This is a genomic window from Pseudomonas sp. ML2-2023-3 (assembly GCF_037055275.1).
Taxonomy (GTDB): domain Bacteria; phylum Pseudomonadota; class Gammaproteobacteria; order Pseudomonadales; family Pseudomonadaceae; genus Aquipseudomonas.
Genome location: NZ_CP146343.1, coordinates 4,683,984 through 4,709,280 on the forward strand (window position 1 = coordinate 4,683,984; position 25,297 = coordinate 4,709,280).

The following is a 25,297-nucleotide window of genomic DNA, read 5'->3' on the forward strand; positions in this document are numbered from 1 at the left end:
CCAAACCTGTGAAAAGCCCACTCCAAGGTTGACCCCCCGGCCCGGCAGCGAGTTTCATTTAATTCTGCCGATCATTTCGTCGATCAGAGCAGGTTGGGCTTTATGTTTGCTCGCTAACCCCCGAGAATACGCGACGTATTCAGGCTATGGCGCTGAAGATCCGCAATTGTAGGAAGTTTATGAAACTCGATAAAAAGCTGGCTATTGCCCGCAGAAACCAGGAACTCGGCGGCGCGGTACTCGGCGTCAACAACTGCCATTTCGCCGCACTGAACACCAACAAGAACATCTGGTGGTTCGATATTCCGCTGGCCCGCCTGGCCGTCGGTCAATACGAATGGGTGCACCTGTTGCTGCACACCCCAAGCACCGACGAACTGCTCCACCTGAAGGTGACCACTGCATTCCTGCGTGAAAAACGCGAAGGCATGGTCGTTCGCGCAACGCACAAACGTACGCCGACCATGAGCCTTGAGCTGAGCGCGGACAAAGACTCCTACTTGCAGGACGTGCGTCCGACAGGTACCGGCGTCAACTTCGCACAGTTTGTGTTGTAGTCGCTGCCGAAGGCTGCGAAGGGTTGCGTAGCAGCCCGTTTTTTGAACGCCACACACCTGCACCGCAGCCTTCGGCAGCGACTACAAGCGTTGCGTTCAAAACAAAAAAGCCCCGCAATGCGGGGCTTTTTCGTATCCAGGTCCGTTACTTCTTGAGGCCCAGTTTCTTCAGTTCTTCGTCTCGCAGTTCACGGCGCAGAATCTTGCCTACGTTGGTAGTCGGCAAACTGTCGCGGAACTCGACGAATTTCGGAGCCTTATAGGCAGTCAGATTGGCACGCATGTGCGCCATGACCTGATCCTTGGTCAGCGTCATGCCCGGCTTGACCACGATAAACACCTTGATCAATTCACCGGTCTTTTCATCCGGAATGCCGATTGCTGCTGACTGCAATACGCCAGGCAAGGAAGCCATCACATCTTCCAGTTCGTTCGGGTAAACATTGAAACCCGACACCAGGATCATGTCTTTCTTGCGGTCGACGATACGCATGTAGCCATCAGGCTGAATGACCGCAATATCACCGGACTTCAACCAGCCATCGCTGTCCATGATCTCGGCGGTCGCGTCGGGACGCTGCCAGTAACCCTTCATGACCTGCGGGCCCTTGATGCACAGCTCGCCAATTTCGCCCAGCGGCAGTTCTTCACCGGCATCATTGATCACTTTGCACAGGGTCGAAGGCATCGGAATGCCGATAGTGCCTACCTGAATGTTCTGGATCGGGTTCACCGAAGCCACAGGGCTGGTTTCGGTCATGCCATAACCTTCGCAGATCGGGCTGCCCGTCACGGTTTTCCAGCGTTCAGCTACCGACAGTTGCAAGGCCATGCCGCCCGACAACGTCATCTTGAGGGCCGAAAAGTCCAGCTTGCGGAACGCCTCGTTATTGCATAGCGCAACAAACAGGGTGTTAAGACCGACAAAACCGCTGAACTTCCACTTGGACAGTTCCTTGACCATCGCAGGCAAATCACGGGGGTTGCTGATCAGCACGTTGTGGTTGCCGAGCAACATCATTGCCATGCAGTGAAAGGTAAATGCGTAGATGTGATAAAGCGGCAATGGCGTAATCAGGATTTCACTGCCCTCGTTGAGGTTGGAACCCATCAACGCCTTGCACTGCAGCATGTTGGCGATCAGGTTGCGATGGCTCAGCATCGCGCCCTTGGCCACACCCGTGGTACCACCGGTGTATTGCAGCACGGCAACTTCACTGCTTACCGGGTTCGCTTCCTTGACCGGCTGGCCACGGCCTTTGCTCAACACGTCGTTGAACTTGATGGCCTGAGGCAAGTAATAGGCCGGGACCATCTTTTTCACATACTTGATGACAGCGTTGATCAGCACACGCTTGAAGGGCGCCAGCATGTCAGCCACTTCGGTGACAATCACATACTTGACCGAGGTCTGCGGTACGACCTTCTCGGCCAGGTGCGCCATGTTCGCCAGGCATACCAGCGCTTTGGCGCCGGAGTCCTTGAATTGGTGCTCCATTTCCCGCGCGGTGTACAGCGGGTTGGTGTTGACCACGATCAAGCCGGCGCGGATGGCTCCGAACACAGCGATCGGGTATTGCAACAGGTTGGGCAACTGCACGGCGATGCGATCGCCGGGTTGCAGGTCGGTGTGCTGCTGCAACCAGGCAGCAAATGCGCCGGACTGCTCGTAAAGCTCACCGTAGGTGATGGTTTTGCCGAGGTTACTGAACGCCGGTTTATCAGCGAAACGCTGGCAAGACTCTCGCAGTACCGTCTGAATATTTGGATATTCATCGGGATTGATTTCAGCAGCAATCCCAGCTGGGTACTTATCCTTCCAAAAGCCTTCAATCATGGAAGCCCACTCCTCAGCGTCGCGAATTCTTCACCGCATCGGGTGCGGTTCTTATTTGTTTGATTTTTATAATGGACAGATCTGGCTTTTACTTACCTAGAAGTCACAAAGCGCGCCGAGAGTAGCAGCTTTGCCAAAGGCCGCCTAGAGCCAAAAACAGGGTTTAGAGTCACCAACCTGACTGTAGGACAATCCAAAGTCATCATTAGTGCAAAAACTCTATTAACGACAAAACCCCTCTATATCGGGCCTCACAGATCATTCATTTGGGGCTATCGATAACGATTGGTCATTTTCATGGCTGAAAAAAACGCCCACTGCCTCAAGGCAAGCGGGCGTCTGTCGCCAGGCTGAACGAATCAGGCGATATCTCGTAACTCGCGACGCAGGATTTTGCCCACCGGGGTCATGGGCAAGGAATCGCGCAACACGATTTGCTTGGGCACCTTATAACCGGTGAAGTTGTCCTTGCAGTAAGCCTTCAGTTCTTCAACGGTCACTCCGCCTGCACGAGGCACGACAAACAATTTGACCGCCTCCCCGGTGCGATCGTCCGGTACGCCAATGACCGCGCAATTGGCCACTTTTGGATGGGCCATCACGATGTCTTCAATTTCGTTGGGGTACACATTGAAACCGGAGACGATGATCAGGTCTTTTTTGCGATCGACAATACGGACAAAACCATCCGGATCAATCACTGCGATATCACCGGTCCTGAACCAGCCCTCGGCATCCAGTACTTCGGCCGTGGCCTCGGGGTTTTGCCAGTAGCCTTTCATCACTTGAGGGCCTTTGACGCACAGTTCGCCTCTCTCGCCCAGGCCCAGGTCGACACCTTCGTCGCTGATCACCTTCATGGCCGTACCGGGAACCGGCATGCCCACCGTCCCCAGCCTTGCCAGTGAACCGCAAGGGTTGGCACTGGCCACCGGGGAGGTTTCAGTGAGCCCGTAACCTTCAACAATCCGGCACCCCGTGAGTTTTTCCCAACGCTCTGCCGTGGCCTTGACCAGCGCCGTGCCGCCCGAGTTGGTGATTTTGAGCCCGGAGAAATCCACGGTCTTGAAGTCAGGGTGATCCATGAGCGCAACAAACAAGGTGTTAAGGCCCAGGAAACCAGTGAATTTCCAGTTTTTGAGCTCCTTGATAAACCCTTTGATGTCGCGCGGATTGGTGATCAGGACGTTATGGTTGCCCGTGACCATCATCCCCATGCAATTGGCGGTGAAAGCATAGATATGGTAGAGCGGCAATGGGCCGATCATGATCTCGCGGCCGTCCTTGAGCATCGGCTGACCATCCGGGCCATGCTGGGACAGGCAGGCACGCAGTTGCAGCATGTTGGCGATCAGATTGCCATGGGTCAGCATCGCGCCCTTGGGCAAGCCGGTGGTGCCGCCGGTGTATTGCAGCACCGCGGTGTCATCCAGGGATGTCGTCAGCGGGCGGATAACCTGACCCGCGCCACGGCGCAAAACATTTTTGAAGGGGATCGCCTGGGGTAACTGATAGGCCGGCACCAGCTTTTTAACCTTGTCGACCACCAGATTTGTGACCCAGCCTTTTACGGCCGGCATCATGTCGCCCATTCTGGCTTCGATCAGGTAGTCGATTTCGATGTCTTGCAGCACTTCCTGCACGCGCTTGCCAAACATGTTCAAGTACACCAGCGCACGAATCCCGGCGCTCTTGAACTGATGGTGCATCTCGCGCGAGGTGTAGAGCGGGTTGGTGTTGACCACCACCAGCCCCGCACGCATCGCACCAAATACGGCAATCGGGTACTGCAGGGTATTGGGCATTTGCACGGCGATACGATCGCCGGGCTTGAGATCGGTGTGTTCCTGCAGGTAACCGGCAAAAGCAGCACTGTAGCGCTCCAGTTCGGCATAGCTGATGGTCACGCCCAGATTGCTGAAGGCCGGGCGGTCCGCGAATTTCTTGCAGGAGCGCTCAAACACGTCAACGACCGATTTGTAGGTCGTCATATCGATATCCAGCGGTACCCCGGCGGGACGTTTGTCATTCCAGAAATCAGGTTGCATTATTTTTATCCTCGTACCTGAGCGTGTCTTGCCGCAACTTTCACTTCGTGAAAAGCGGAACTTGCGGACGGTAACAGTTATCAAGTTGTAGGCAAATACAGCGATCTTCGCCATTTACATCTTGAATCTTATTACAACACGACTCCTTGATAAGTGGCCGCTCTGCAAATGCGCTATACACTGCTACGACAACAAATGAAGGAACTGCCATGACCCCTGAGACTTTTTGGCTGGACGCGAATGACCGAAGTGGTCTTTTCGTTAACCAGTGGCTGCCTGCTGGCACGCCCAAGGCCATAGTCCTGCTGGTTCATGGCATGGCCGAGCACAGTGGTCGTTATTCCCTCCTGGGCAAAACCCTGAATGATGCCGGTTTTGGACTGTATGCCCATGACCAGCGCGGACACGGCAAAACGGCCGAACAGGGGACTCTGGGGTACTTTGCCGACAATGATGGCTGGTGCGCAGTCGTCAGCGATGTGGCCAGCCTTGCTCAACACATCGGCCAGGCTCACACCGGGGTGCCGATTTTCCTGCTGGGCCACAGCATGGGCAGCTACATCGCCCAGGCGTACTTGATGCATCACAGTGCCAGCCTGCAAGGCGCAATTCTCAGCGCCTCAAATTTCCAGCCGGTGGCGCTCTATCGTGCAGCCAGCCTGATCGCCCGCTTCGAGCGTTTGCGCCAGGGACCAAAAGGTCGAAGTGCGTTGATCGAGTGGCTGTCCTTCGGCTCTTTCAATAAAGCCTTCAAGCCCAATCGCACACCTTATGACTGGCTTAGCCGTGATCCGGCGCAGGTCGATGCCTATGCCAGCGACCCTCTGTGCGGGTTTCGGTGCACCAACCAGCTATGGATCGATTTGCTTGGCGGGTTGCAGCAAATCAGCAAAGCGTCCAATCTCGCTCAGATCGATCCAGGCCTGCCTTTACTGATAATGGGCGGCGAATGTGATCCGGTGAGTGAAGGCAAGCGTCTCACTGATCTGGCCAAGGCTTTGCGAGATGCCGGCAATCGCCAGTTGCAGCTGAATCTGTATCCGCAAGCGCGGCACGAACTCTTCAACGAAACCAATCGCGACGCAGTGATGGCGGATGTGATCGCCTGGCTCAATCATGCATTGAGCCATACCCGCCCGCCGCGCAGCGAATGAGCAACCACAATTTCGCTATAAAGTACTTTAAAATCAATATCTTAAAACCGAACACTCGTCACAGGACATGCGCTAGATGACCCAGGTTACCAACACCCCGTACGAAGCCCTCGAAGTCGGCCAGACTGCCAGCTACAGCAAGACCGTCGGAGAGCGCGACATTCAGCTTTTTGCGGCCATGTCCGGCGACCACAACCCTGTGCACCTCGATCCTGAGTTCGCGGCTGCGACCATGTTCAAAGAGCGCATTGCCCATGGCATGTTCAGTGGCGCACTGATCAGTGCTGCCGTGGCCTGCGAACTTCCGGGCCCTGGCACTATCTATGTCGGCCAGCAAATGAGCTTTCAGAAGCCGGTAAAAATCGGTGACACCCTCACCGTGCGTCTGGAAATTCTGGAAAAGCTGCCAAAATTTCGCGTGCGCATTGCGACCCGTGTCTTCAATCAGCGCGATGAAATTGTCGTTGATGGCGAGGCTGAAATCATTGCGCCACGCAAACAACAAACCGTGACCTTGCCGGTGCTGCCGGCAATCAGCATTGGCTAAAACCCAATGCATGCGGGAGCGGGCTTGCTTGCGATGCAATCAACCCGGTACATGCCTCATACCGGGTTGTTGCTGTCGCGAGCAAGCCCGCTCCCGCTGTAGATCTAAACTGGATCTACCCGCCCCGGGCTAATCAAGCCCGGGCACGTGCCTCGTTACGCAAGGCCTTGACCTGATCGTGATTGCGTTGCACGCCATGCAACTGACGCTCTACCAGATCACGAATACCTACCAGATTGTGCTTGCTGATTTTTTCCAGCGCTTCCTTGTAGGCTTTCAGGGCATGATCTTCGCCGCGCTCGGCTTCGTTGAGCACCGCTTCTTCATCCTTGCCTGTAAACACGGATTTCACGTCTACCCAACGGCGGTGCAAATCACCGGCCACGCTGGTGCTGGTTTCAGGATCGCCGCCCAAAGCGCGTACCTGAGCCTGCAACTCGGCAGCAGCGGCTGCACATTCGGCTGAGCGCTTGGCAAACAGCGCCTTGAGCTCTGGGTGCTTGATGTCTTCGGCGCAGGTTTTAAACCCTTCCTGACCGTCTTTGCTGGTTTCGATCAAATCGTTCAGGACGCTAATGGCTTCTTTATTGAGGTCAGTCATTGTTCAATTCCTTACAAGGTTGAGGATCGTGCAATAGAGATTGCAGGGCTCGTGCCAGTTTTTTAATTAAATAAAATGCTTGAATATCAATAGCTTACAAAAACACAAAAAAACTGTATCCGGTTTATATGCATGATCTGTCAATTGGCCTTCATGCAAATTGCCTGTATTTTCATTCCATCGCGTTACGCACCTGAAGGCCTTTGCATGAACCCCGAAAAACTCGAACTCCTGATCACTCGCGAGATGCCCTTCGGCAAATACAAGGGCCGAATCATCGCCGACCTGCCCGGCCAGTACCTGAACTGGTTTGCCCGCCAGGGCTTCCCCCACGGTGAACTGGGCGGCTTGCTGGCCCTGATGCAAGAGATCGATCACAACGGCCTGTCGGACCTGCTCGACCCATTACGCGCCAAACACTCGAAACCCAAACCCCGTCACTAATAGAGTTGCCCATGCCAAGGATTGAAGATAACGCCCGCGACGAAAACTTCTGGCACGCCATCGCCGAGCGCTACGACGTAGCTCCCGGCCCGATCAATCTGGAGAACGGCTACTTCGGGCGCATGACTCGCGACGTGGCGCAGGACTATCAGCGCACTGTCGACTTTATTAACCGCATCAACTCGCTACCGGTGCGCCAGCACTTCGATGAGACTCAGAGCGTTGAGATCCGCGACCAGCTCGCTGACCTGCTGGGCGTTGACCCGTCCGGCGTCGCGTTGACTTCGCGCGCGTCCGATGCCCTGCAATCGCTGATTCGCAACTACAACCGCCTGCAGCCCGGCGATCAGTTACTGATCTGCGACCTGGAGTACCACAGCGTCGAATATGCGATGCGCTGGGTCGCACAGCAGCGCGGGCTTGAGGTCATTGAAATATCCCACAAGCACCCCGCCACCCATGAAAGTCTGGTGGCCAGTTATCGCGAAGCCTTTGACCGTCACCCACGGATCAAACTGATGGCGCTCACCCACGTCACCCACCGCACCGGGCTTGTATTACCCGTGCAGGACATTGTCGCGGCGGCCACATCCCATGGTGTGGACGTGATCCTTGACGGCGCCCACGCCCTGGGCCAGATCGAGTTCGACCTGCAGGCTCTGGGCGTTGCCTTTGCGGGGTACAACCTGCACAAATGGATCGGCGGACCGCTGACCCTGGGCTTCATGTATATCGACCCCCGGCGCCTGGCCGATATTGACCCCGACATGGGCAACCAGCATTACCCCGAACCGGATATTCGTAACCGCTCACCCTATGGCACGCCAAACATACCGGCCTGGCTGACCCTGCCCAAAGTGTTGCAGGAGCACCAGGACATGGGAGGCACACAGGCCAAAGGGGCACGACTGAACTACCTGCGCGACCTGTGGGTCAGTGAAGCGCGAAAAATGCCGGGGATTGAAGTGCTGATCGAGGATGATCCGCGACTGCGCTGCGCGATTACCTCGCTGCGCTTTACCCATGTGCAGGATCAGCAGCCGATGGTTGAGCGCCTGCTCAAGGACTACAACCTGTTCACCGTCGCGCGCAATGGCTCGGCGTGTGGCAGCTGCATCCGGATTACCGTTGGGTTCACTACCACCCTGGATGACATCAATCAGCTGGTCAACGCGTTGCGCGAGCTGTCGCAGGGCAATTAGTCGATCCTGTGGGAGCGGGCTTGCTCGCGATGCTGACGACGCGGTTTTTCAAATAGACCGCAGTGAGATCATCACGAGCAAGCCCGCTCCCACATCACCGACCATGTGTTTTTCAGGCAAAAAAAAGGTGCGCCGACCAAGCGCACCAAAAACCGTAGAACACACAACTATTCGTACTAAAACATCAATCCAGCAGAGCAAGCGCCTCAGCGGTGCATTCCTGGATACGGGCCCAATCGCCGTTTTTGATCCACTCGCTGTCCAGCATCCAGCTACCACCCACGCACATCACGTTTTTCAACGCCATGTAGCTGCGGATATTGGCCGGACCGACACCGCCAGTCGGGCAGAATTTCACTTCACCGAACGGGCCGCCCAATGCCTTGATCGCGGCCACACCGCCACTGACTTCAGCCGGGAACAGTTTGAAACGACGGTAGCCCAACCCGTAGCCTTCCATGATCCCGGAGGCATTGCTGATACCCGGCAGCAGCGGGATGTCGCTGGCAACGCTGGCCTGGAGCAGGTCACGGGTGATGCCTGGGGTGACAATAAATTGCGAACCGGCTTCTTCAGCCGCCGCCAGCATGTGCCGATCCAGCACAGTACCCGCTCCCGTCACCAGTTCAGGGCGCTGATCTCGCAAAATGCGGATGGCCTTGAGGCCGAACGCCGAGCGCAGAGTCACCTCAAGGGCCGTCAGGCCACCTGCCGCCAGCGCATCTGCCAATGGCAGAATGTCTTGTTCGCGAGCAATGGTAATCACCGGCAGAATGCGTGCACGGTCACAGAGGCTGTCGATCAGGGCGACTTTATCCGCCATCGATACGTTCGCAATTGTTGTTGTCATGGCAGCTGATCCTTGGCTCATGGGCACCAGTAAATCTCTAACGTAGGTTGCAGAAAGGCACGAATCGGCAAGGCGGCAACATCGTTGCTCCCCAGCGCTTCGTTGAGGGTGTTCAATTTGGACTGTCCCTGAATCGACAGCACCTTGTGCCTGGCGCTCGCCAGCAGGCTGCGGCTCATGCTCAGGCGCTGATGCGGCACCGTAGGCGCCAGCATCGCCCAGCAACGACGAGGGTTGTCCAGTTGCAGGGCTTCGGTCAGGTTCGGGCTGTTGGGGAACAACGACGCGGTATGCCCGTCATCGCCCATGCCCAGAATCAGGACATCAATCGGCGGCAGCTCGGCCAGGCCCTGATCCGCTTCCAGTGCAGCCTTTTCAACTGTCGCAGCCGCGTTGTACAAGCCGACAAAACGGGCCTTGGCAGCCGGGCCTCGCAGCAGATGCTTCTTGAGCAGGCCAGCGTTGCTGTCGGCATGTTCAACCGGCACCCAGCGTTCATCGGCAAGGCTGACGACCACTTTCGACCAGTCGATCGGTTGTTTGATCAAGCTCTCGAAAAACGCCACCGGGCTGCGACCACCAGACACCACCAGCGTCGCAACGCCCTGACTGGCAATGGCCTGGTTCAATTGCCCGGCAACGCTTATTGCCAGCCCCTCGGCCATGGACGCCGGGTTCTTGAAGGTGTGCGCATGGACACCCTCAGGCAGTTTCAAATCAGATATCGCCATACCAAGACCTCCCGTCCCGCGTAATCAATGCAATGGAACTCATCGGTCCCCAGGAACCCGCCGCGTACGGCTTGGGCGCATCACCGGACTTTTTCCAGCCCGCGATCAACTGGTCGCACCATTTCCATGCCGCTTCAATTTCATCTTTGCGTACAAACAGGTTCTGGTTGCCACGCATGACTTCGAGTAACAGACGCTCGTAGGCATCCGGAATCCGAGCACTGCGATAAGTGTCGGAAAAATTCAATTGCAACGGACCGCTGCGCAGTTGCATGCCTTTGTCCAGGCCCTGCTCCTTGGTCATCACACGCAAGGAAATACCTTCGTCCGGCTGCAGGCGAATGATCAGCTTGTTGCCGATTTGCAAACGCTGCTCCGGGGCGAAGATGTAGTGCGAAGGTTCCTTGAAGTGGATCACGATCTGCGACAGCTTTTGTGGCATGCGCTTGCCGGTACGCAGGTAGAACGGCACACCCGCCCAACGCCAGTTACGGATATCGGCACGCAGTGCAACGAAGGTTTCGGTGTCGCTCTGGGTGTTGGAGTTTTCTTCCTCCAGATAACCCGGCACTGACTGGCCTTCGCTGTAACCGGCGATGTACTGGCCGCGCACCACTTGGGTGGTCAGGCCTTCGGCGCTGATCGGGGCCAGGGCCTTGAGCACTTTTACCTTTTCGTCGCGAATGCTGTCAGCCGACAGGTCCGCTGGCGGATCCATCGCAATCAGGCACAGCAACTGCAGCAGGTGGTTTTGAATCATGTCGCGCAGCTGGCCAGCCTTGTCGAAATAACCCCAACGACCTTCGATGCCCACTTTCTCGGCCACGGTGATTTCAACGTGGGAGATGTAGCGCTGGTTCCACTGGGTTTCGAACAGGCTGTTGGCAAAGCGCAAAGCAATCAGGTTCTGGACCGTTTCTTTGCCCAGATAGTGGTCGATGCGGTAGGTGCGGTTCTCGGGGAAGAACTGCGCCACGGAGTCGTTTACCTTGCGCGACGACTCGAGGTCCGAGCCGATGGGCTTTTCCAGCACCACGCGGGTATTTTCAGCCAGGCCGACTTTCGACAGGTTCTCGCAAATGGCGCCGTAAACCGCAGCCGGTGTGGCGAAGTAGGCAATCAGGCGTTGTTCTGTTCCGGCAAGCTCTGCCAGAGGCACATAATCTTCAGTCTTGAAAAAATCCACATGCAGGTAGCTCAACCGAGCCAGGAAGCGGGTCAGCGCCTCAACTTCGATTTCCTTCTCGCCCAGATACTGGCGCAACTGGCTGTCGATGTGCGCCAGATGCGCAGTGGCTTCGCCCGGCTCACGGGCCAGGGCGAGAATGCGCGTATCCGCATGGAGCAGACCGGCGCGGTCCAGTTGGTATAAAGCAGGAAACAGCTTGCGCAAGGCCAAATCGCCAAGGGCGCCGAACAAGGCAAAGGTGCACGGTTCAACCGTAATCGAAGGCATGATGTTTGTTCTTTTATCAAGTTAAGCTACAAATACCTTTTTTCAAGGCATCACTCAAGGAAAAATGTAGTAATAAACACAACATTTTCTCAAAATACAGATTCCTGCTAGTGGTCATCACAGGCCACCAGTAGGATAGGCCACCTTCCAGAACCGCTTTAGAGCGGTTCTTGCATCGCTGACCCAAGGATCATAAATGGACCGCGTGCGAAATTTACTCGAACAGATCAAGGGCCGCCTCGAAGACCTGAACAAGGCCGAGCGCAAAGTGGCTGAAATCATTTTGCAGAACCCGCAGCAGGCAACCCGATTCAGCATCGCAGCACTGGCTCAGGCGGCTTCGGTCAGCGAGCCGACGGTTAACCGTTTCTGCCGTTCATTTGGCGTCAGCGGCTACCCTGAACTGAAGCTGCAACTGGCACAAAGCCTGGCCAGCGGCGCAGCCTATGTCAGCCGCGCGGTCGAAGCCGACGACAATCCCGAAGCCTACACCCAAAAGATTTTCGGCAGCGCCATTGCCTCACTGGACAGCGCTTGCCAGGCATTGGACCCGAACCTTATCAGCCGCGCCGTCGACTTGCTGATCCAGGCCCGGCAAATCCACTTTTTTGGCCTGGGTGCTTCGGCTCCGGTGGCGCTGGATGCACAACACAAGTTCTTTCGTTTCAACCTGGCGGTCACCGCCCATGCCGACGTATTGATGCAACGCATGATCGCGTCCGTGGCCCATACCGGTGAGTTGTTCGTGATTATTTCCTACACCGGACGCACCCGCGAGCTGGTGGAAGTGGCGCGCATTGCGCGAGCCAACGGCGCTTCAGTGCTGGGTCTGACGGCAGAAAACTCGCCACTGGCCAAGGCCAGTACCCTGAGCCTGAACATTCCACTGCCCGAAGACACCGACATCTATATGCCGATGACCTCGCGCATCATCCAGCTCACCGTACTCGATGTACTTGCCACCGGCATGACCCTGCGCCGGGGCGTGGACTTCCAGCCGCACCTGCGCAAAATCAAGGAAAGCCTCAATGCCAGCCGCTACCCGGTAGGCGACGAGTTCAACTGATAGCCTCGCTACGTTCCTAAGCGGCTACACATTCACCGCCTGCCCGCTTTTGTAGCCGCTGCCGCAGGCTGCGATCGGCCGCGTAGCGGTCGTTAAACCGCAATACACGGTTTGCCTGATTAAACTGGGAGGCTGACTTTACGACGGCTGCGCCGCCGATCGCAGCCTCGCTACGCTCCTCAGCGGCTACAAATACGACTACCGTGCCAGCCGACAAGCGGCAGCGCCCTGCTCTTCCCCCCCTCCTCTTTCCAGCCCCTGTTTTCTAAAACAATCGCTCCCTTACCGCCTATAAAGCTGTAGCTCCAAAGACGTTTAACTGTCAGATATGACAGGTTACAGCTGTCGAAAACAGTCATAACGTGAACACCTCGGGGTCATTTTTTGAAACGGGGTTCAGACGTTGCTGCGCCTGCTGCTCCTGCCCCTACACATTCAGATCGATCTATCTGAAAAGTCCCCGTGGCAGGAGCTCATGATCATGGCCCAAGAACCGCTCAGTATTGCTGCACCCTCACTGCCTAAAGGCGGCGGCGCCATTCAAAGCATTGGCAAGGGCTGGGGAGCCGTAGGTTTTACCGGTGCCGCTTCATTGGCAATCCCGCTGCCCATTACTCCAGGTCGCGGTTATGCCCCCGCACTAAGCCTGAGCTACAGCAGTGGCGGTGGGCGCACCGAGTTTGGTCAGGGCTGGTCCATCAACCGCCCCTCGATCAGCCGGCAAACCAGTCTGCAAACACCTCAGTTCGAGCCCGACTCCAATGGCCATTTGGCCGAGCCGGTTTACCTCTCCCCCAGTGGCGATGTGTTATTGGCGCAACGGGATGCCAGCGGCCAGATCATCACCCGAGACACTTCACTGTTTCGCGACCGACAGCTGCCTGAAAACTATCAAGTGACCGCTTACCGTCCACGGGTAGAAGGCGACTTCAGCACGTTCGAGCACTATGTCGGTACAACCGACTCGTTCTGGTTGATCCAGCTCGCGGACGGCAGCGTTCATGTGTACGGCCACAGTCACAACGCCCGCCTGCAACACCTGCGGGGCGCCTCGACCTGGGTGGCCGAGTGGCTTCTTGAAGAGTCGGTCGCCGCCAATGGCGAGCACGTGCTGTACGAATACATCTCTGAGAACGATGCATCGCTCAACACACTGACCGGGCCAGTAGCCGATACCTGGCTAGGCCGCGACAGCAGCACCCATCGTTACCTGCAACGGGTGCGATACGGCAACCTGACAGGGGATCGGGTGCCCTTCTTGCTGCAAAAGCCGGTGGTACCCACCTGGCTGTTTGATCTGGTCTTCGACTATGGCGAATGTGATGCCCGACTGACGGTCAAGCCCCTGTACCCCCAAACCCAGGGTACGCAGTGGCCGCTGCGGGCCGATCCGGTCAGCAATTACCGCTACGGGTTCGAGGAGCGCACGCTGCGACTGTGCCATCAGGTGCTGATGTTCCATTGGTGCGCCGATGGCCCGGACAATAGCGGCCCTGTCCTGCTCCAGGGCGAGCCCTCGCTGGTACAGCGCCTGCAACTGGAATACCGCCAGGAACCGGCCGTGTCCTTGCTGACCGCGGCCCACGTCATCGGCTATGTCGGGCAAGAAGCGCAATTCAACCCGCCGCAAGAGTTCGACTACACCCCCTTCACTTTCACCCCGGAGTCCGCAACGTTCTCACCGTTTTTTACCGAGCAGACGCCCCCCCAGAGCCCTGGCATCGATGCCGATAACTACCAGTTGGTGGATCTGTTTGGCGACGGATTGGCCGGGATCCTCTATCGCCTGCAAAACGCCTGGTACTAACGTCGCCCCATCCGTCATCCGATGCCCGGCCCGAATAAAAACGCGGTGAGTTACGCGGCCCAGGAGCAGCTCAAACAGATTCCGGTCGCCAACAACAACTCGCCAACGCTGCAGGTGCTCACGGACATCAATGGTGACGGCAAGCTCGACTGGCTGGTGGCCCAACCGTCCTTAGCGGGTTTTTTCACCCTGGATACCGACCAGCAATGGAACCACTTCACGCCCTACGCGGCCTTCCCCACCGAGTTTTTCCACCCGCAGGCACAGCTGGCCAGCCTGATGGGAAACGGCCTGTCGGACCTGGCAATGATCGGGACCCGCAGCGTGCGCTTGTATGTGAATTTGAAAAACAAGGGCTTCGACAACCCCGTCGACGTCAGCCGCTCAAGCACTGAGACGCCTTTGCCCGCGGTCAGTGACCAACGCTGCGAACTGATGGCGTTCAGTGACATGCTGGGCTCCGGGCAGCAGCATTTGATCCATATCACCGCCCAGTCCGTGCGCTGCTTCCCGAACCTGGGGCGCGGCCGATTTGGCGAACCGGTCAACTTTGGCAAGCTGGACTTTGCGGGCGAGTTCAACCCTGCCCATATCCGCCTCGCCGACCTGGATGGCTCCGGCGCGGTCGATATCCTGTACCTGCAAAGTGATTCGGTGCAGGTTTTCATGAACCTCAGCGGACACGGGTTCGCCGCCCCTGTCACGATCACTTTGCCTGAAGGACTGAAGTACGAGTCCTTGACCCGAGTCAGCGTGGCCGACCTGCAAGGACTGGGCTGCTCCAGCCTGGTCGTGACCAGCAGTACCCACAACACCCAGCTGCGACCCGAGCATTGGCGCTGTGACTTTGTCGCTGGCAACAAACCGTATTTGCTGTGTGCCTCGGACAACAACATGGGCGCCGGGGGCGAGGTGGTGTATCGCTCATCGGCGCAGGAATGGCTGGACGAAAAAGCCCTGCTGCCAGATCCGTCCCTGGCCGTATCGGAATTGCCCTTCGCAATGCATCTGGTCAGCGAGCAGCGCCAGTTCGACCAGATTACCGACAACCATTTGTCCCAGTTCTTTAGCTATCGGCACGGCTATTACGATGGCGTGGAACGGGAGTTTCGCGGGTTTGGACTGCTGCTGCAAACCGACACCGAGGCTGTCACCAGCGATACCGAGGGCTACAGCGCACCCGTACAGAGCAAGACCTGGTTCCACACCGGCAAAACCTTGCATATGGACGTGCCTGATGCCTGGGCCGGTGATATCCAACTGGCACCGCTGGGCAACACCCTGTGTACCCAACACATTGATGGCACCGAGCAAACGCACACTGACTGGGATGCCCCGACACTGCGCGACGCGGCCAGAACCTTGAGCGGCTCGGTGTTACGCGCCGAAACTCTGGGCGTCGATGGCAACGCCGTGCCTTACAGCGTCACGCAAAGCCGGTTTGGCGTTCGCCTGCTGCAAGCGCGCTCCGACGTTGCGCCTTACAGCGTCATGCTGGGGTTTGTCATCGAGCAACGCAGCCTGCAGTACGAGCGCCTGGCCGATGACCCGCTTTGCCAGCACCAAATCACCCTGGCCATTGATGACTATGGCAGTGTCAGCCACGGCGTCAGCGTTGCTTACGCCCGCCGTGCCAGCGCACAACCGCCCTATCCCGACGATGAAGAGCACACCCATTTGCGGCGCTGGTGGATGGATGCCAGGGATGACGCCCAACTGTGCTTCTACCTGAGCGAGATGCGTGAACGGGTCTTGCATATCCACCAGACCGATTACCTGCGATTGGGCCTGCCCTACCGCAGCCAGGCGAGCGCCTATGTTGTGCCCGCTGACGATCCGTCGGTCGACGTCATCGGTTACGAAGCCTTTCTTGGTCCGCAATCGCCATTGGGCAAAGACCCGGCCAACGGCCAGCGCATGCTGGCGGGCCAGAGCCGCGTGCAATACCAGGGCTGCACGGACGGCACGGTGAACTTCGATGCGCTGCCTGAATACAGCGAACAGGGCCAGCTGGATGCCGCTGCCCTGCAAGCCTACGTCGTGAAAGATGATCAGGGCGCAGACAAAAACCTGTTGGGCAGCACCCCTGGCGAGGTGAAAGCCCGACTCGAATCAGCGGGCTATGTCGATGTCGGACTGTGGCGGCCAACCAGCAATACCGTTGACACGTCCACCAGCATTTGGGCAGCGCGCACGGGATACACAACCTTTGCCGGGGTCGAGCATTTCAACACGGTGCTTGAGCAAAAAGCGGTCGCATGGGTCAAGCCATCGAAGGTCAGCTATGACAGCCTCTGCCTATTGCCTGTCAGATTCACGGCACCTGACGACGGCGTGACCGATGCAGTCCATGACTACAGCACGTTGCAGGTCAAATGGATTCGCGACCCCAATCAGAATGTCAGCCAGGCCCGCTACGACGGGATGGGCCGTGTGGTGCTGACCACCTTCTGGGGCACCGAATGGGACGAAGGCACTCAAGCCGTTAAAGAGGTCGGCTTTGGTAACATGGACAGTCATTCGTGGGTGCCGGCAAGCGCCGCCCAGGCCATTGCCGACAGCTCGGTCATGGGCGATCTGGCAACCGCACTCTTCTACGAAAGCAGTAGCTGGATGGGCCAAGCCCCGCCGGACCTGTTACCCAACGGAGTTGAGCTGGGCGTGCTGATGCCCTCCGGACATTTGCGTGCCAGTGCGCGCAAGCGCCTGGCCAAGGGTGATTACCCTGTAAGCCAGATTCCGGCCCAGACCTGCTCAGCCTTGCTGGCCCTGCCTCGCGAACCGGCACACAGTGCCGTTCTGCAAGCTGACCGCTATCCGGAGGATCCCGATAAACAGGTGAGGATGTCGCTGAGCGCCTCGGATGGTTTTGGCCGTGCCTTGCAAAGCAAACAGAAAGTCGAACCGGGCCTGGCCTACGCCGTCGACGACAAGGGCAACCTGATAACCCTGGGCGGTGAACCGGTTCAAGTGCAGGCCACCGAGCGCTGGTGCGTCAGTGAGCGTGTGGAATACAACAACAAAGGGCTGGCCGTTCGCATCTACCGGCCTTATTTCGCGAACCAATACCGTTACATCAACGATGAGTCGTTCCGCCAGTTCGGCTACAGCGACCAGCAGTTCTATGACCCCCTGGGGCGCCCCACCAAAACCATTACCGCCAGTGGCTATTGGCGCCGCCAGACGTACATGAACTGGTACACCATTGCCGAGGATGAGAACGACCTGTATCAAGAGGCACTGGAACACCCGAGAGTCGCCAGCGTATTGCAGGCGCGCGGCAACCGGCTCGATCCGATGCAAGCCCTTGAAGGCGCAACGGTGCGGGTTGAATACCCGGGCATGCTGGCCACCGACAGCATTACGATGAGCTGGAGTGGTGTCGCCGGTGCAGGCTCACCTTCGCTGGCAGCAAAACAAGGCAGTGCGACAGGTCGAGTGCTGTTTGATATTCCAAAAACAGCCGTGGCTGCCAACATCGGCAAAACGGTGGAAGTGGCCTATACCGTGACACGCACAAGCGAGGTGCTCAATTCGCAGGTCCTTGATCTGAACATTGCGACGTCCCCCCCGCCAGCTACCTGATGCAACTGGCTGACGGCAGCACGTTCACGGTGATTTTCAAAGTCGCACTCTCGGGTAGCGATGAAACACAGGCGTTAGCGCTCCCCTTGAAAAAACTGGTCATTCTTGACAGTACAAATGCCTCGTAATGGACGACGAGTCTCGATAGCCAACGCAACAATCAGGTATGGCAACGATGACTTATCAATTGCACCAAAAAACGCCATTACTGATCTCGATAGATCCGCGGGCAGCCCTGCTGCGCAGCGTGGCTTACCATCGCCGGGACATCAGTCAGACACCATCGGTCCACACCACGCGGCAACGGTATAACGCGCTGGGTCATCTCACCGAACAATGGGATGCGCGACTGTCGGTGGCCAATCAGCAAACTCGCTTCAGCCTGACGGGGCAGGAGCTATGCAGTGATTCGGTGGATGAAGGCTGGCGCGTGCGTTTCTACAACGCGGCCGCACAGGCCGTGCACAGTTGGGACGGGCGTGAAAGCTTTATGCGCCTGGACTACGATGAGCAACTGCGACCTGTTGCACTGTTTGAAAAAGGGGCTGATGAAAACGTAGAGCAGTGCGTCGAACGCTTTACCTATGCCGCAAACAATACTGAAGATGCTCAACGCAACCGGTGTGGCCGCATGCTGCGTCACGACGATCCAGCCAGCAGTGTGTGGCATGAAGCGTTCGCCGTAACCGGCCAGCCACTGATTGAGACCCGGCGCTTTTGCGTCTCGCTGACCGCTCCCCACTGGCCGGATGCCCCGCTTCAGACCGTCAGCTACAGCACCCGCTGGCAGTACGACGCACTGGGCGCGGTGATCGCGCAAACCGATGCAGCAAACCACGTAAGCTCGATAAACGTCGACATTACCGGCCGGCCCTGCGCGTCACAGCTGGACGGTATAGCACTGCTCAAAAGCTGCGAATACAACGCCTTCGATCAGGTGGAGACAGAGCAAGCTGGCAACAATGTACTGACCATCGCGAGCTACTCAGCGGCAAATGGTCGGTTGCAACGGCTCAAGGCCAGCACTCTGACCGGGCATTTACTGCAAGACCTGCACTACCAGTACGACCCGGTGGGCAATATCGAGCGCATCGAAGATCTGGCCCAGCCCGTACAGTGGTTTGCCCAACAACAGGTTGAGGCAATCAGCACCTACCGTTACGACTCCCTCTACCAACTGATCGAAGCCACGGGCCGGGAAAACGCCAGCCAACGTATCGGACCTGAACTGCCCGGGCTGGAGATTTTCGGCGCCAGGGATGACAGCCACTGGCGCAACTACACCCAGACCTACACCTATGACAGCGGCGCCAACCTGACTTCACTCAAACATGATGCTGGCGCCGGTAACACCTATCTGCGCCAGATGGTGGTGGCAGAACACAGCAACCGCAGCCTGTTCAAGGGTGAAGCACCCGCGGAGTTTGCCAGTGGTTTCGATGCCAACGGCAATCAACAGGCACTGGCACCGGGGCAGCTCATGCACTGGAATACTCGCAATCAATTGCATCAGGTCACGCAGGTGGTGCGCGAGGCACCTGATGGCCGGGACGACGATGTCGAGACTTATATCTATGACGGCACGGGTCAGCGCGTGCGCAAGGTACGCCGGGCCAAGACCGGCGGTGGTGAACAGGTCATTGAGGTGCTGTATTTGCCGGGTCTGGAAATCCGCACACCCACCACGGGCGAGCAGTTACATGTCGTGACGACCCAGGCCGGTCGCAACCAGGTCCGGGTGCTGCATTGGGCGACCGAGCCCGATCAGTGGCGCTACAGTTTGGGTGATCATCTGGGCAGCAGCACCCTGGAGCTGGATCACGCGGGCGAACTGATCAGCCAGGAAAGTTACTCCCCCTACGGCGGTACATCCTGGTGGGCCGCACGCAGTGCCGTGCAGGCCAGATACAAGACCCTGCGTTATTCCGGCAAAGAGCGCGATGCCACAGGGTTGTATTACTACGGCGCACGGTATTACGCACCGTGGTTGCAGCGGTGGATTTGCCCGGATCCGGCGGGCAGTGTCGATGGGCTTAATGTGTACTCAATGGTCAATAACAATCCTGTCACTCACCGGGACTTGCACGGACTGGCCAAAGAAAAATCAGTACCGAACGTTATCCATCACTTCTGGCAAGGAGAACTCAAAAATCTTGAGCAGCATCATTCCAACTTGAAAAAAATAGCGCTCACTAACAGTGCCTATAAAGTTGAATTGCACGTCCTGCCAAATCCGGGGGAAGACACTCAGCTCAAGGCCCTGCAAAGCAGCCTTGGCAGTGGTGTAAAAGTGATTAATATCAAAGAGGAAAAGTGGTTTAAAAAATTCCAGACCAAGGAGCGTTACACACAATTTGAAGCATCAAGAAGCGGAGAACGCGCCCATCTGGCATCCGGTTCGGACATTTTAAAAACCGAGCTGACTTATAAATTGGGTGGCGTGTTCAATGATGTGGACAACGTGCCTATCGCACCTCTGCCCGCCTCCCTGCAGCACCAGGAAAAAACATTAATGACTGCAGGCCCGACTCAATTCAATCGTTGGGGCGGAGAAAAAGGCATTCATTCCAGTACGTTTGCCACTTACAAAAAAAATCCGATCTTGAAAGAGATGAACAAAGAAAGCTTCAAAAAGTTCAAAGCAATTCAGCACATCATTTACCGTAAAAATGATATGACAGCCAACCCTGACGACCACTTCAAAATGGTTTCGGAAACCGCAGGTTCTTTACATTTTTCCCGCGAATTGAAGAGACTCGATACGGGCTTTAATTCCGCGCTGGAAAATCTGATGCTGACTAGCAACAAATATGATGAAGGCAACATCGTATTCGATAAATACTTCAAGCCCACCACCACCACGGGAGCAGGGGATCTTGATGAGGATCAAATGATTGCACTTTTTAATGCCATGTCCGCACCCGGCCATGTAATGATTTGAGCATCTCTGAGGTTGGGTTAATAAAACCCGACCTCAGACTCTCTTGTCGCTGCTCTGGCCTGCCGACTTCACAAAGCTCTCAAACCCCCACCAACCTCGCCCGCGCCTGCAAACTCAAATGCGCCTGCTCCCCCGGCGCCAGGGTTTGGTTGTGGATGCCACCGCTGGTGGACTCCACGCACACAAAACCCATCACCTCATTCCAGCTCACGCCCAGCAAGGGTCGTTTGCCCGGGTGCCAGACCACCGTATTGGCCTGATGCCCGGTATCGATGCTCAGCGCCCTTTGCCAGGCGTGATCATTGAGCTGCATTTCTCCGTCATGCTGGAACACGCGCTGACAACCGCCCGCCACCCGCAACTCACCCTGCTGCTGGCAAACCTCACGATTCAACTGATCGTAGCCGTGAACACCGTCCAGACCAGACAGCGCTACCTTGGCAACATCTCCGATGCGCCAGTAAGCACGTAAGGCTTGGCTGACCTGGCAAGGCTCATCATCCTGATGCTCGGTGCTCAAGCGCAGTTCCATTTCTTCGCCCAGTCGTGCATGTAAATCGACCTGCCAATCGCACAACTTCAAGCGCCAGTGCAGGGTCACCCCTTCTTCGTCGCTGCTGCTATCGAGCAGTTTCCAGTCGATCAACCGCGCCCAGCCATGGGATGGCCATGCATTTTCACTGGGGTGGCGACCATACCAGGGCCAGAAAATCGGCACTCCACCGCGAATCGCACCCACCTGCGGCCACTTGGCAGCGCACCACAACCAGGGCTTTTGCCCGGTTGGCTTAAAATGCAGCAGCTGCGCGCCCTGACGGCTGAACACCGCCTGACAATGGGGGTGATCGATCACCAGCACGTCGCGCTGCTGAAAACGCTCCCATTGGAAGACCGGCTGCTCGCGCCTGGATTTGAAAAAACGGTGAAGCGGATGCTCATGCATGTGCCGCAGTCCTGAAAATCATGCGCCGAGGTGTGCAGCCCCGAAAAAAAGCGGATAGCCAAGGCTATCCGCTGGAAAAACAAGGAGCTTAGCGCATTTAGAACGTCGACTGAATCTTCAGACCGGCCACCAGTGCGTTGTCAACCTTGTCCACACCACCCGGGTGAGTGATGTACTGCAGGTTTGGACGCACGGTCAACCAGTTGGTCACGTGAAAACCGTAGTTGAGTTCGTAGTTGTACTCGGTGGAGCGCAGTGGCGAGTACAGCGGATCGTTGTAATCGGTGGCACCAATGGAGGCGTTGATCTGCTCGGCGCTTTTCTTCACGTCATCATTGACGTGGATGCGGGCGGCGCCAATGCCGATGTCATCCTTGGGACGGGCATCGAAAGGCCCCTTGTACACAAACATCAGCGACTGGTAGTTGTCGACGATGTTGGTGGCCTTGTCGTGAAAAGTGGCGTTGGCCGCGATATTCAGACCGCGCGACGGGTCACCGTTGTGGCTGGTGAGTTGCTGCTGCACCACAAACCAGTAACCGTGCTTGCTGTCGCGTACACGATAGTCCTGACCAGTGCTGGTGATGTCGACGCGCACGTCATCGGCAGGCGCCGTGCTCTTGTAGTAACCAACACGGTATTCGCCCGGCAGGTCGTTGACCTTCGGCGACCAGACCAGCTCGACCGGCAACACCGTACCCTTGGTGCCGCTGCCGCTGAGTTTGAAGCCGTTGCCGTGTTCCAGTTGCGACGGGTTCTGGTTGTACGCGCCGATCTGGGCATACAACTCAGGGGTGATGTTGTATTTCACCCGCAGTGCCGCCTGGCTGACCGGCCAGTTGTACCAGACGTTGGTGGCCCAGTTACCCACCTGGGAGCCACAGAACGCCAGGTTCTGGAATTCGCACGGGAAGGTGTTGAAGTCTTCGCCTTCACCGAAGTAACCGGCCTTGACGTCCAGTTTGCCGTCGAGGAACTGGTGCTGAATCCACAATTGGGTCAAACGCACCATATGGCCACGGCCATAGACTTCCTGCGAGGAGCTCAGGGTACCGGCACGGGGGTCGCCGATACGGTCATTGGAGATGTTCTGGCCATTACGGTTGGTGAGCTGGATCTTGGCCTGGGTGTTGTCCCAGCCCCACAGCTTTTGCAGGTCCAGCGCGACGCCCAGACCGAACTGGTCACTGTAGCGCGCTGTCTTGTCATCGTTGTAACCGCCATGCAGGTTGGCGCCGACTTCACCGACGTAATCGGCCTTGATGTCGATGCCCTGTTCGATCAGTCTGGTTCGCTCACCGCCCCAGTCGCCGGTCATCCATTTCGAATCGGCACTGAACGCTTCGTCAGCGTAGACACTGCTTGCACCCAGGCTTAGCGCGACAATCGCCGATAGCTGGCAGGCCAGACGGGTACGGGTCATTCTGTTAGTCATCCCTTAAATCCTCGTTGTTTTCTTATTGGCTTTCTATAACGCGGCACCACCCAAGGAGGCCCGGTAACAGGCTCCCTGTTGACTTAACGACCCTTGAATTGCGCCACGTTATCAGCCCGGCCGAGCGTCTGAGGCGAACCCATCGCCCCCAGACGCTCGCCCGTATTCGCATCAAACAGTAGCACTTTGGCTGGATCGAACTGCAAATTGAGGCTCTGACCCACCTGAGGCGCATCATCAGGGGCCATTCGGCAGCAGACCTTGCTCCCGTTCAGGTTTACAAAAACCAGGGTGTCCGGGCCGGTAGGCTCGATGACTTGGGCTTCGGCGCGAATGACGGGCAAGCCGTTGGGCTCTGCGGGCGCCAGTACAATCTGCTCGGCGCGTATGCCCACAATCACATCACGGTCCTCAAGCCCCGCGTCCTGCATGCTCAACGGCAGTTCGCAGCGTGCCTGGCCGCTGTCGAGCAAGGCCAGCAAGCGGCCCTCGCGGCGTTGCAGGCGCAGGGGAATGAAGTTCATCGGTGGCGAGCCAATAAAGCTCGCCACAAACAGGTTGGCCGGATCGTTATAGATCTGCTTGGGCGTACCGAACTGCTGAATGATCCCGTCCTTCATCACGGCCACTTTGTCGCCCAGGGTCATGGCTTCAATCTGGTCATGGGTGACGTAGACAGTGGTGGTTTTCAGGCGCTGGTGCATCAGTTTCATTTCGGTGCGCATCTCGACCCGCAGCTTGGCATCGAGGTTGGACAGCGGCTCGTCAAACAGGTAGATCTTGGGCCGCCGTGCCAGCGCCCGGCCCATGGCCACGCGCTGTTGCTGACCACCCGACAGTTGGCCGGGCTTGCGGGTCAGCAGGTGTTCGATTTGCAGCAGCTTGGAAACCCGCGCCACCTCTTCATCGATCGCCGCCGCGCTCATCTTGCGGATCTTGAGACCGAAGGCAATGTTGTCCCGCACATTCATGGTCGGGTACAGCGCGTAGGACTGGAACACCATGGCGATATCACGGTCTTTGGGGCTCATGCCGCTGATGTCGGCATCGTCCACCAGGATCGCCCCGCCGCTGATGGTTTCAAGACCGGCGATGCAGTTCATCAGGGTCGATTTACCGCAGCCCGAAGGCCCCACCAGAATCAGGAACTCGCCGTCATCGATTTTCAGTTCGATGTTTTTCAGCGTGTCGGGCAAACCCTTGCCGTAGGATTTATTCACGTTGCGTAATTCGAGAGTCGCCATGCCTTACCCCTTGACCGCGCCGGACGTCAGCCCGCGCAGAAAATACTTGCCCGCAAAGATGTAAACCAGCAGCGTCGGCAGCCCCGCGATCATGGCCGCAGCCATATCAACGTTGTATTCCTTGGCGCCGGTGCTGGTATTGACCAGGTTGTTCAACGCCACCGTAATCGGCTGCGCATCACCACTGGCAAACACCACACCAAACAGAAAGTCGTTCCAGATTTGAGTGAACTGCCAGATCAGGCAGACCATCACGATCGGCACCGACATCGGCAGCAGGATTCGCCCGAAAATCGTGAAGAAACCCGCGCCATCCAGCCGTGCAGCCTTGACCAGCGCATCCGGGATGCTCACGTAGTAGTTGCGGAAAAACAGCGTGGTGAAGGCCAGGCCATACACCACGTGCACCAGCACCAGGCCGGTGGTGGTATTGGCCAGCCCGAGCTTGCCGATGGTGAACGAGGCCGGGAGCAACACGGTTTGAAACGGCAGGAAGCAGCCGAACAGCAGCAAGCCAAAAAACAGCTGTGAGCCGCGAAAACGCCACATCGACAGCACATAGCCGTTCATGGCCCCGATAAAAGTCGAGATCAATACCGCAGGCACGGTGATCTTGACCGAGTTCCAGAAATACCCGCCCACCGTATCCCAGGCCTTGATCCAGCCAATGCCGTCAATCACTTGCGGCCAGCTCAACAGGTTGCCGGTACGGATGTCTTCCGGGCTTTTGAAGCTGGTGAGCAGCATCACCACCAAGGGGATCAAATAGACCGCCGCAGCAAGAATCAGGGTGGCGTAAATGGCCAGGCGGCTGAAGGTGAATCGGGACGCGCCGATGCCGCTTGTCAT

19 protein-coding genes are annotated in these 25,297 nt (G+C 57.3%); 9 read left to right on the forward strand and 10 right to left on the reverse strand.

The annotated features are described in order from the left end of the window. The first annotated feature begins 179 nt into the window (after positions 1-179). The gene (locus V6P94_RS21625; RefSeq protein ID WP_326397486.1) at positions 180-557 is read left to right on the forward strand and encodes a hypothetical protein; all 378 of its coding nucleotides are present in this window, start codon (positions 180-182) and stop codon (positions 555-557) included. 145 nt (positions 558-702) lie between these two features. Here V6P94_RS21625 and fadD1 read toward each other — a convergent pair whose 3' ends face one another. Together fadD1 and fadD2 are read right to left on the reverse strand one after the other, a co-directional pair. Next, positions 703-2,394 carry a long-chain-fatty-acid--CoA ligase FadD1 gene (gene fadD1 / locus V6P94_RS21630; protein ID WP_133077284.1) on the reverse strand — a complete coding sequence of 564 codons (1,692 nt, stop codon included), beginning with the start codon at positions 2,392-2,394 and terminating at the stop codon, positions 703-705. 359 nt (positions 2,395-2,753) lie between these two features. Next, positions 2,754-4,442: a long-chain-fatty-acid--CoA ligase FadD2 gene (fadD2, locus tag V6P94_RS21635; protein ID WP_133077283.1), complete on the reverse strand. Its 1,689-nt coding sequence runs from the start codon at positions 4,440-4,442 to the stop codon at positions 2,754-2,756. Between the two features lie 209 nt (positions 4,443-4,651). On the opposite strand from fadD2, the gene V6P94_RS21640 reads away from it, so the two are divergent. Further along, positions 4,652-5,596 (forward strand): lysophospholipase, encoded by a 945-nt coding sequence (locus tag V6P94_RS21640; RefSeq protein WP_326397485.1) that lies wholly within the window; start codon positions 4,652-4,654, stop codon positions 5,594-5,596. Between the two features lie 76 nt (positions 5,597-5,672). Continuing rightward, entirely contained in the window at positions 5,673-6,143 is a 471-nt protein-coding gene (locus V6P94_RS21645; protein WP_019829146.1) for a MaoC family dehydratase, read from the forward strand. Between the two features lie 133 nt (positions 6,144-6,276). On the opposite strand, the gene V6P94_RS21650 is transcribed toward V6P94_RS21645, so the two are convergent. Further along, positions 6,277-6,744 (reverse strand): PA2169 family four-helix-bundle protein, encoded by a 468-nt coding sequence (locus V6P94_RS21650; RefSeq protein ID WP_133077281.1) that lies wholly within the window; start codon positions 6,742-6,744, stop codon positions 6,277-6,279. Positions 6,745-6,951: 207 nt separating this feature from the next. Between V6P94_RS21650 and V6P94_RS21655 the strand changes: the two genes are divergently transcribed. Together V6P94_RS21655 and V6P94_RS21660 are read left to right on the forward strand one after the other, a co-directional pair. Then, positions 6,952-7,188 (forward strand): DUF3820 family protein, encoded by a 237-nt coding sequence (locus tag V6P94_RS21655; RefSeq protein ID WP_019829144.1) that lies wholly within the window; start codon positions 6,952-6,954, stop codon positions 7,186-7,188. A gap of 11 nt (positions 7,189-7,199) precedes the next feature. Further along, a complete protein-coding gene (locus V6P94_RS21660; protein WP_338648674.1) occupies positions 7,200-8,390 on the forward strand; it encodes an aminotransferase class V-fold PLP-dependent enzyme in 1,191 nt (396 codons plus the stop codon). A 184-nt stretch (positions 8,391-8,574) separates the two neighbouring features. Here the strand turns inward: V6P94_RS21660 and V6P94_RS21665 are convergent, their stop codons facing one another. The 3 genes from V6P94_RS21665 to zwf are packed head-to-tail and all read right to left on the reverse strand — an operon-like array spanning position 8,575 to position 11,427. Next, a complete protein-coding gene (locus tag V6P94_RS21665) occupies positions 8,575-9,240 on the reverse strand; it encodes a bifunctional 4-hydroxy-2-oxoglutarate aldolase/2-dehydro-3-deoxy-phosphogluconate aldolase (protein ID WP_133077279.1) in 666 nt (221 codons plus the stop codon). Between the two features lie 17 nt (positions 9,241-9,257). Then, positions 9,258-9,971: a 6-phosphogluconolactonase gene (gene pgl, locus V6P94_RS21670; protein WP_133077278.1), complete on the reverse strand. Its 714-nt coding sequence runs from the start codon at positions 9,969-9,971 to the stop codon at positions 9,258-9,260. Next, positions 9,958-11,427, reverse strand: a complete 1,470-nt coding sequence (gene zwf / locus V6P94_RS21675) for a glucose-6-phosphate dehydrogenase (protein ID WP_219262906.1) — start codon at positions 11,425-11,427, stop codon at positions 9,958-9,960. Before zwf ends, pgl begins: the two co-directional genes overlap by 14 nt. Positions 11,428-11,632: 205 nt before the next feature. Here zwf and V6P94_RS21680 point away from each other — a divergent pair, with 205 nt between their 5' ends. The 4 genes from V6P94_RS21680 to V6P94_RS21695 all read left to right on the forward strand — a co-directional run bounded on the left by V6P94_RS21680 (position 11,633) and on the right by V6P94_RS21695 (position 20,826). After that, positions 11,633-12,493: a MurR/RpiR family transcriptional regulator gene (locus tag V6P94_RS21680; RefSeq protein ID WP_173667433.1), complete on the forward strand. Its 861-nt coding sequence runs from the start codon at positions 11,633-11,635 to the stop codon at positions 12,491-12,493. A gap of 481 nt (positions 12,494-12,974) precedes the next feature. Then, positions 12,975-14,300 carry a SpvB/TcaC N-terminal domain-containing protein gene (locus V6P94_RS21685; protein WP_326397482.1) on the forward strand — a complete coding sequence of 442 codons (1,326 nt, stop codon included), beginning with the start codon at positions 12,975-12,977 and terminating at the stop codon, positions 14,298-14,300. Positions 14,301-14,321: 21 nt separating this feature from the next. Continuing rightward, a complete protein-coding gene (locus V6P94_RS21690) occupies positions 14,322-17,885 on the forward strand; it encodes a toxin TcdB middle/N-terminal domain-containing protein (protein ID WP_338648676.1) in 3,564 nt (1,187 codons plus the stop codon). Positions 17,886-18,060: 175 nt separating this feature from the next. Further along, positions 18,061-20,826, forward strand: a complete 2,766-nt coding sequence (locus V6P94_RS21695; RefSeq protein ID WP_338648677.1) for an RHS repeat-associated core domain-containing protein — start codon at positions 18,061-18,063, stop codon at positions 20,824-20,826. A 79-nt stretch (positions 20,827-20,905) separates the two neighbouring features. Here the strand turns inward: V6P94_RS21695 and V6P94_RS21700 are convergent, their stop codons facing one another. The 4 genes from V6P94_RS21700 to V6P94_RS21715 all read right to left on the reverse strand — a co-directional run bounded on the left by V6P94_RS21700 (position 20,906) and on the right by V6P94_RS21715 (position 25,297). Then, positions 20,906-21,769, reverse strand: coding sequence for a D-hexose-6-phosphate mutarotase (locus V6P94_RS21700; protein WP_133077275.1), 864 nt, complete (start codon positions 21,767-21,769; stop codon positions 20,906-20,908). 97 nt (positions 21,770-21,866) lie between these two features. Further along, a complete protein-coding gene (locus tag V6P94_RS21705; RefSeq protein ID WP_133077274.1) occupies positions 21,867-23,204 on the reverse strand; it encodes a carbohydrate porin in 1,338 nt (445 codons plus the stop codon). Between the two features lie 83 nt (positions 23,205-23,287). After that, entirely contained in the window at positions 23,288-24,448 is a 1,161-nt protein-coding gene (locus V6P94_RS21710) for an ABC transporter ATP-binding protein (protein WP_133077273.1), read from the reverse strand. 3 nt (positions 24,449-24,451) lie between these two features. Beyond that, on the reverse strand, positions 24,452-25,297 hold the full coding sequence (locus tag V6P94_RS21715) for a carbohydrate ABC transporter permease (protein ID WP_326398999.1): 846 nt from the start codon (positions 25,295-25,297) through the stop codon (positions 24,452-24,454).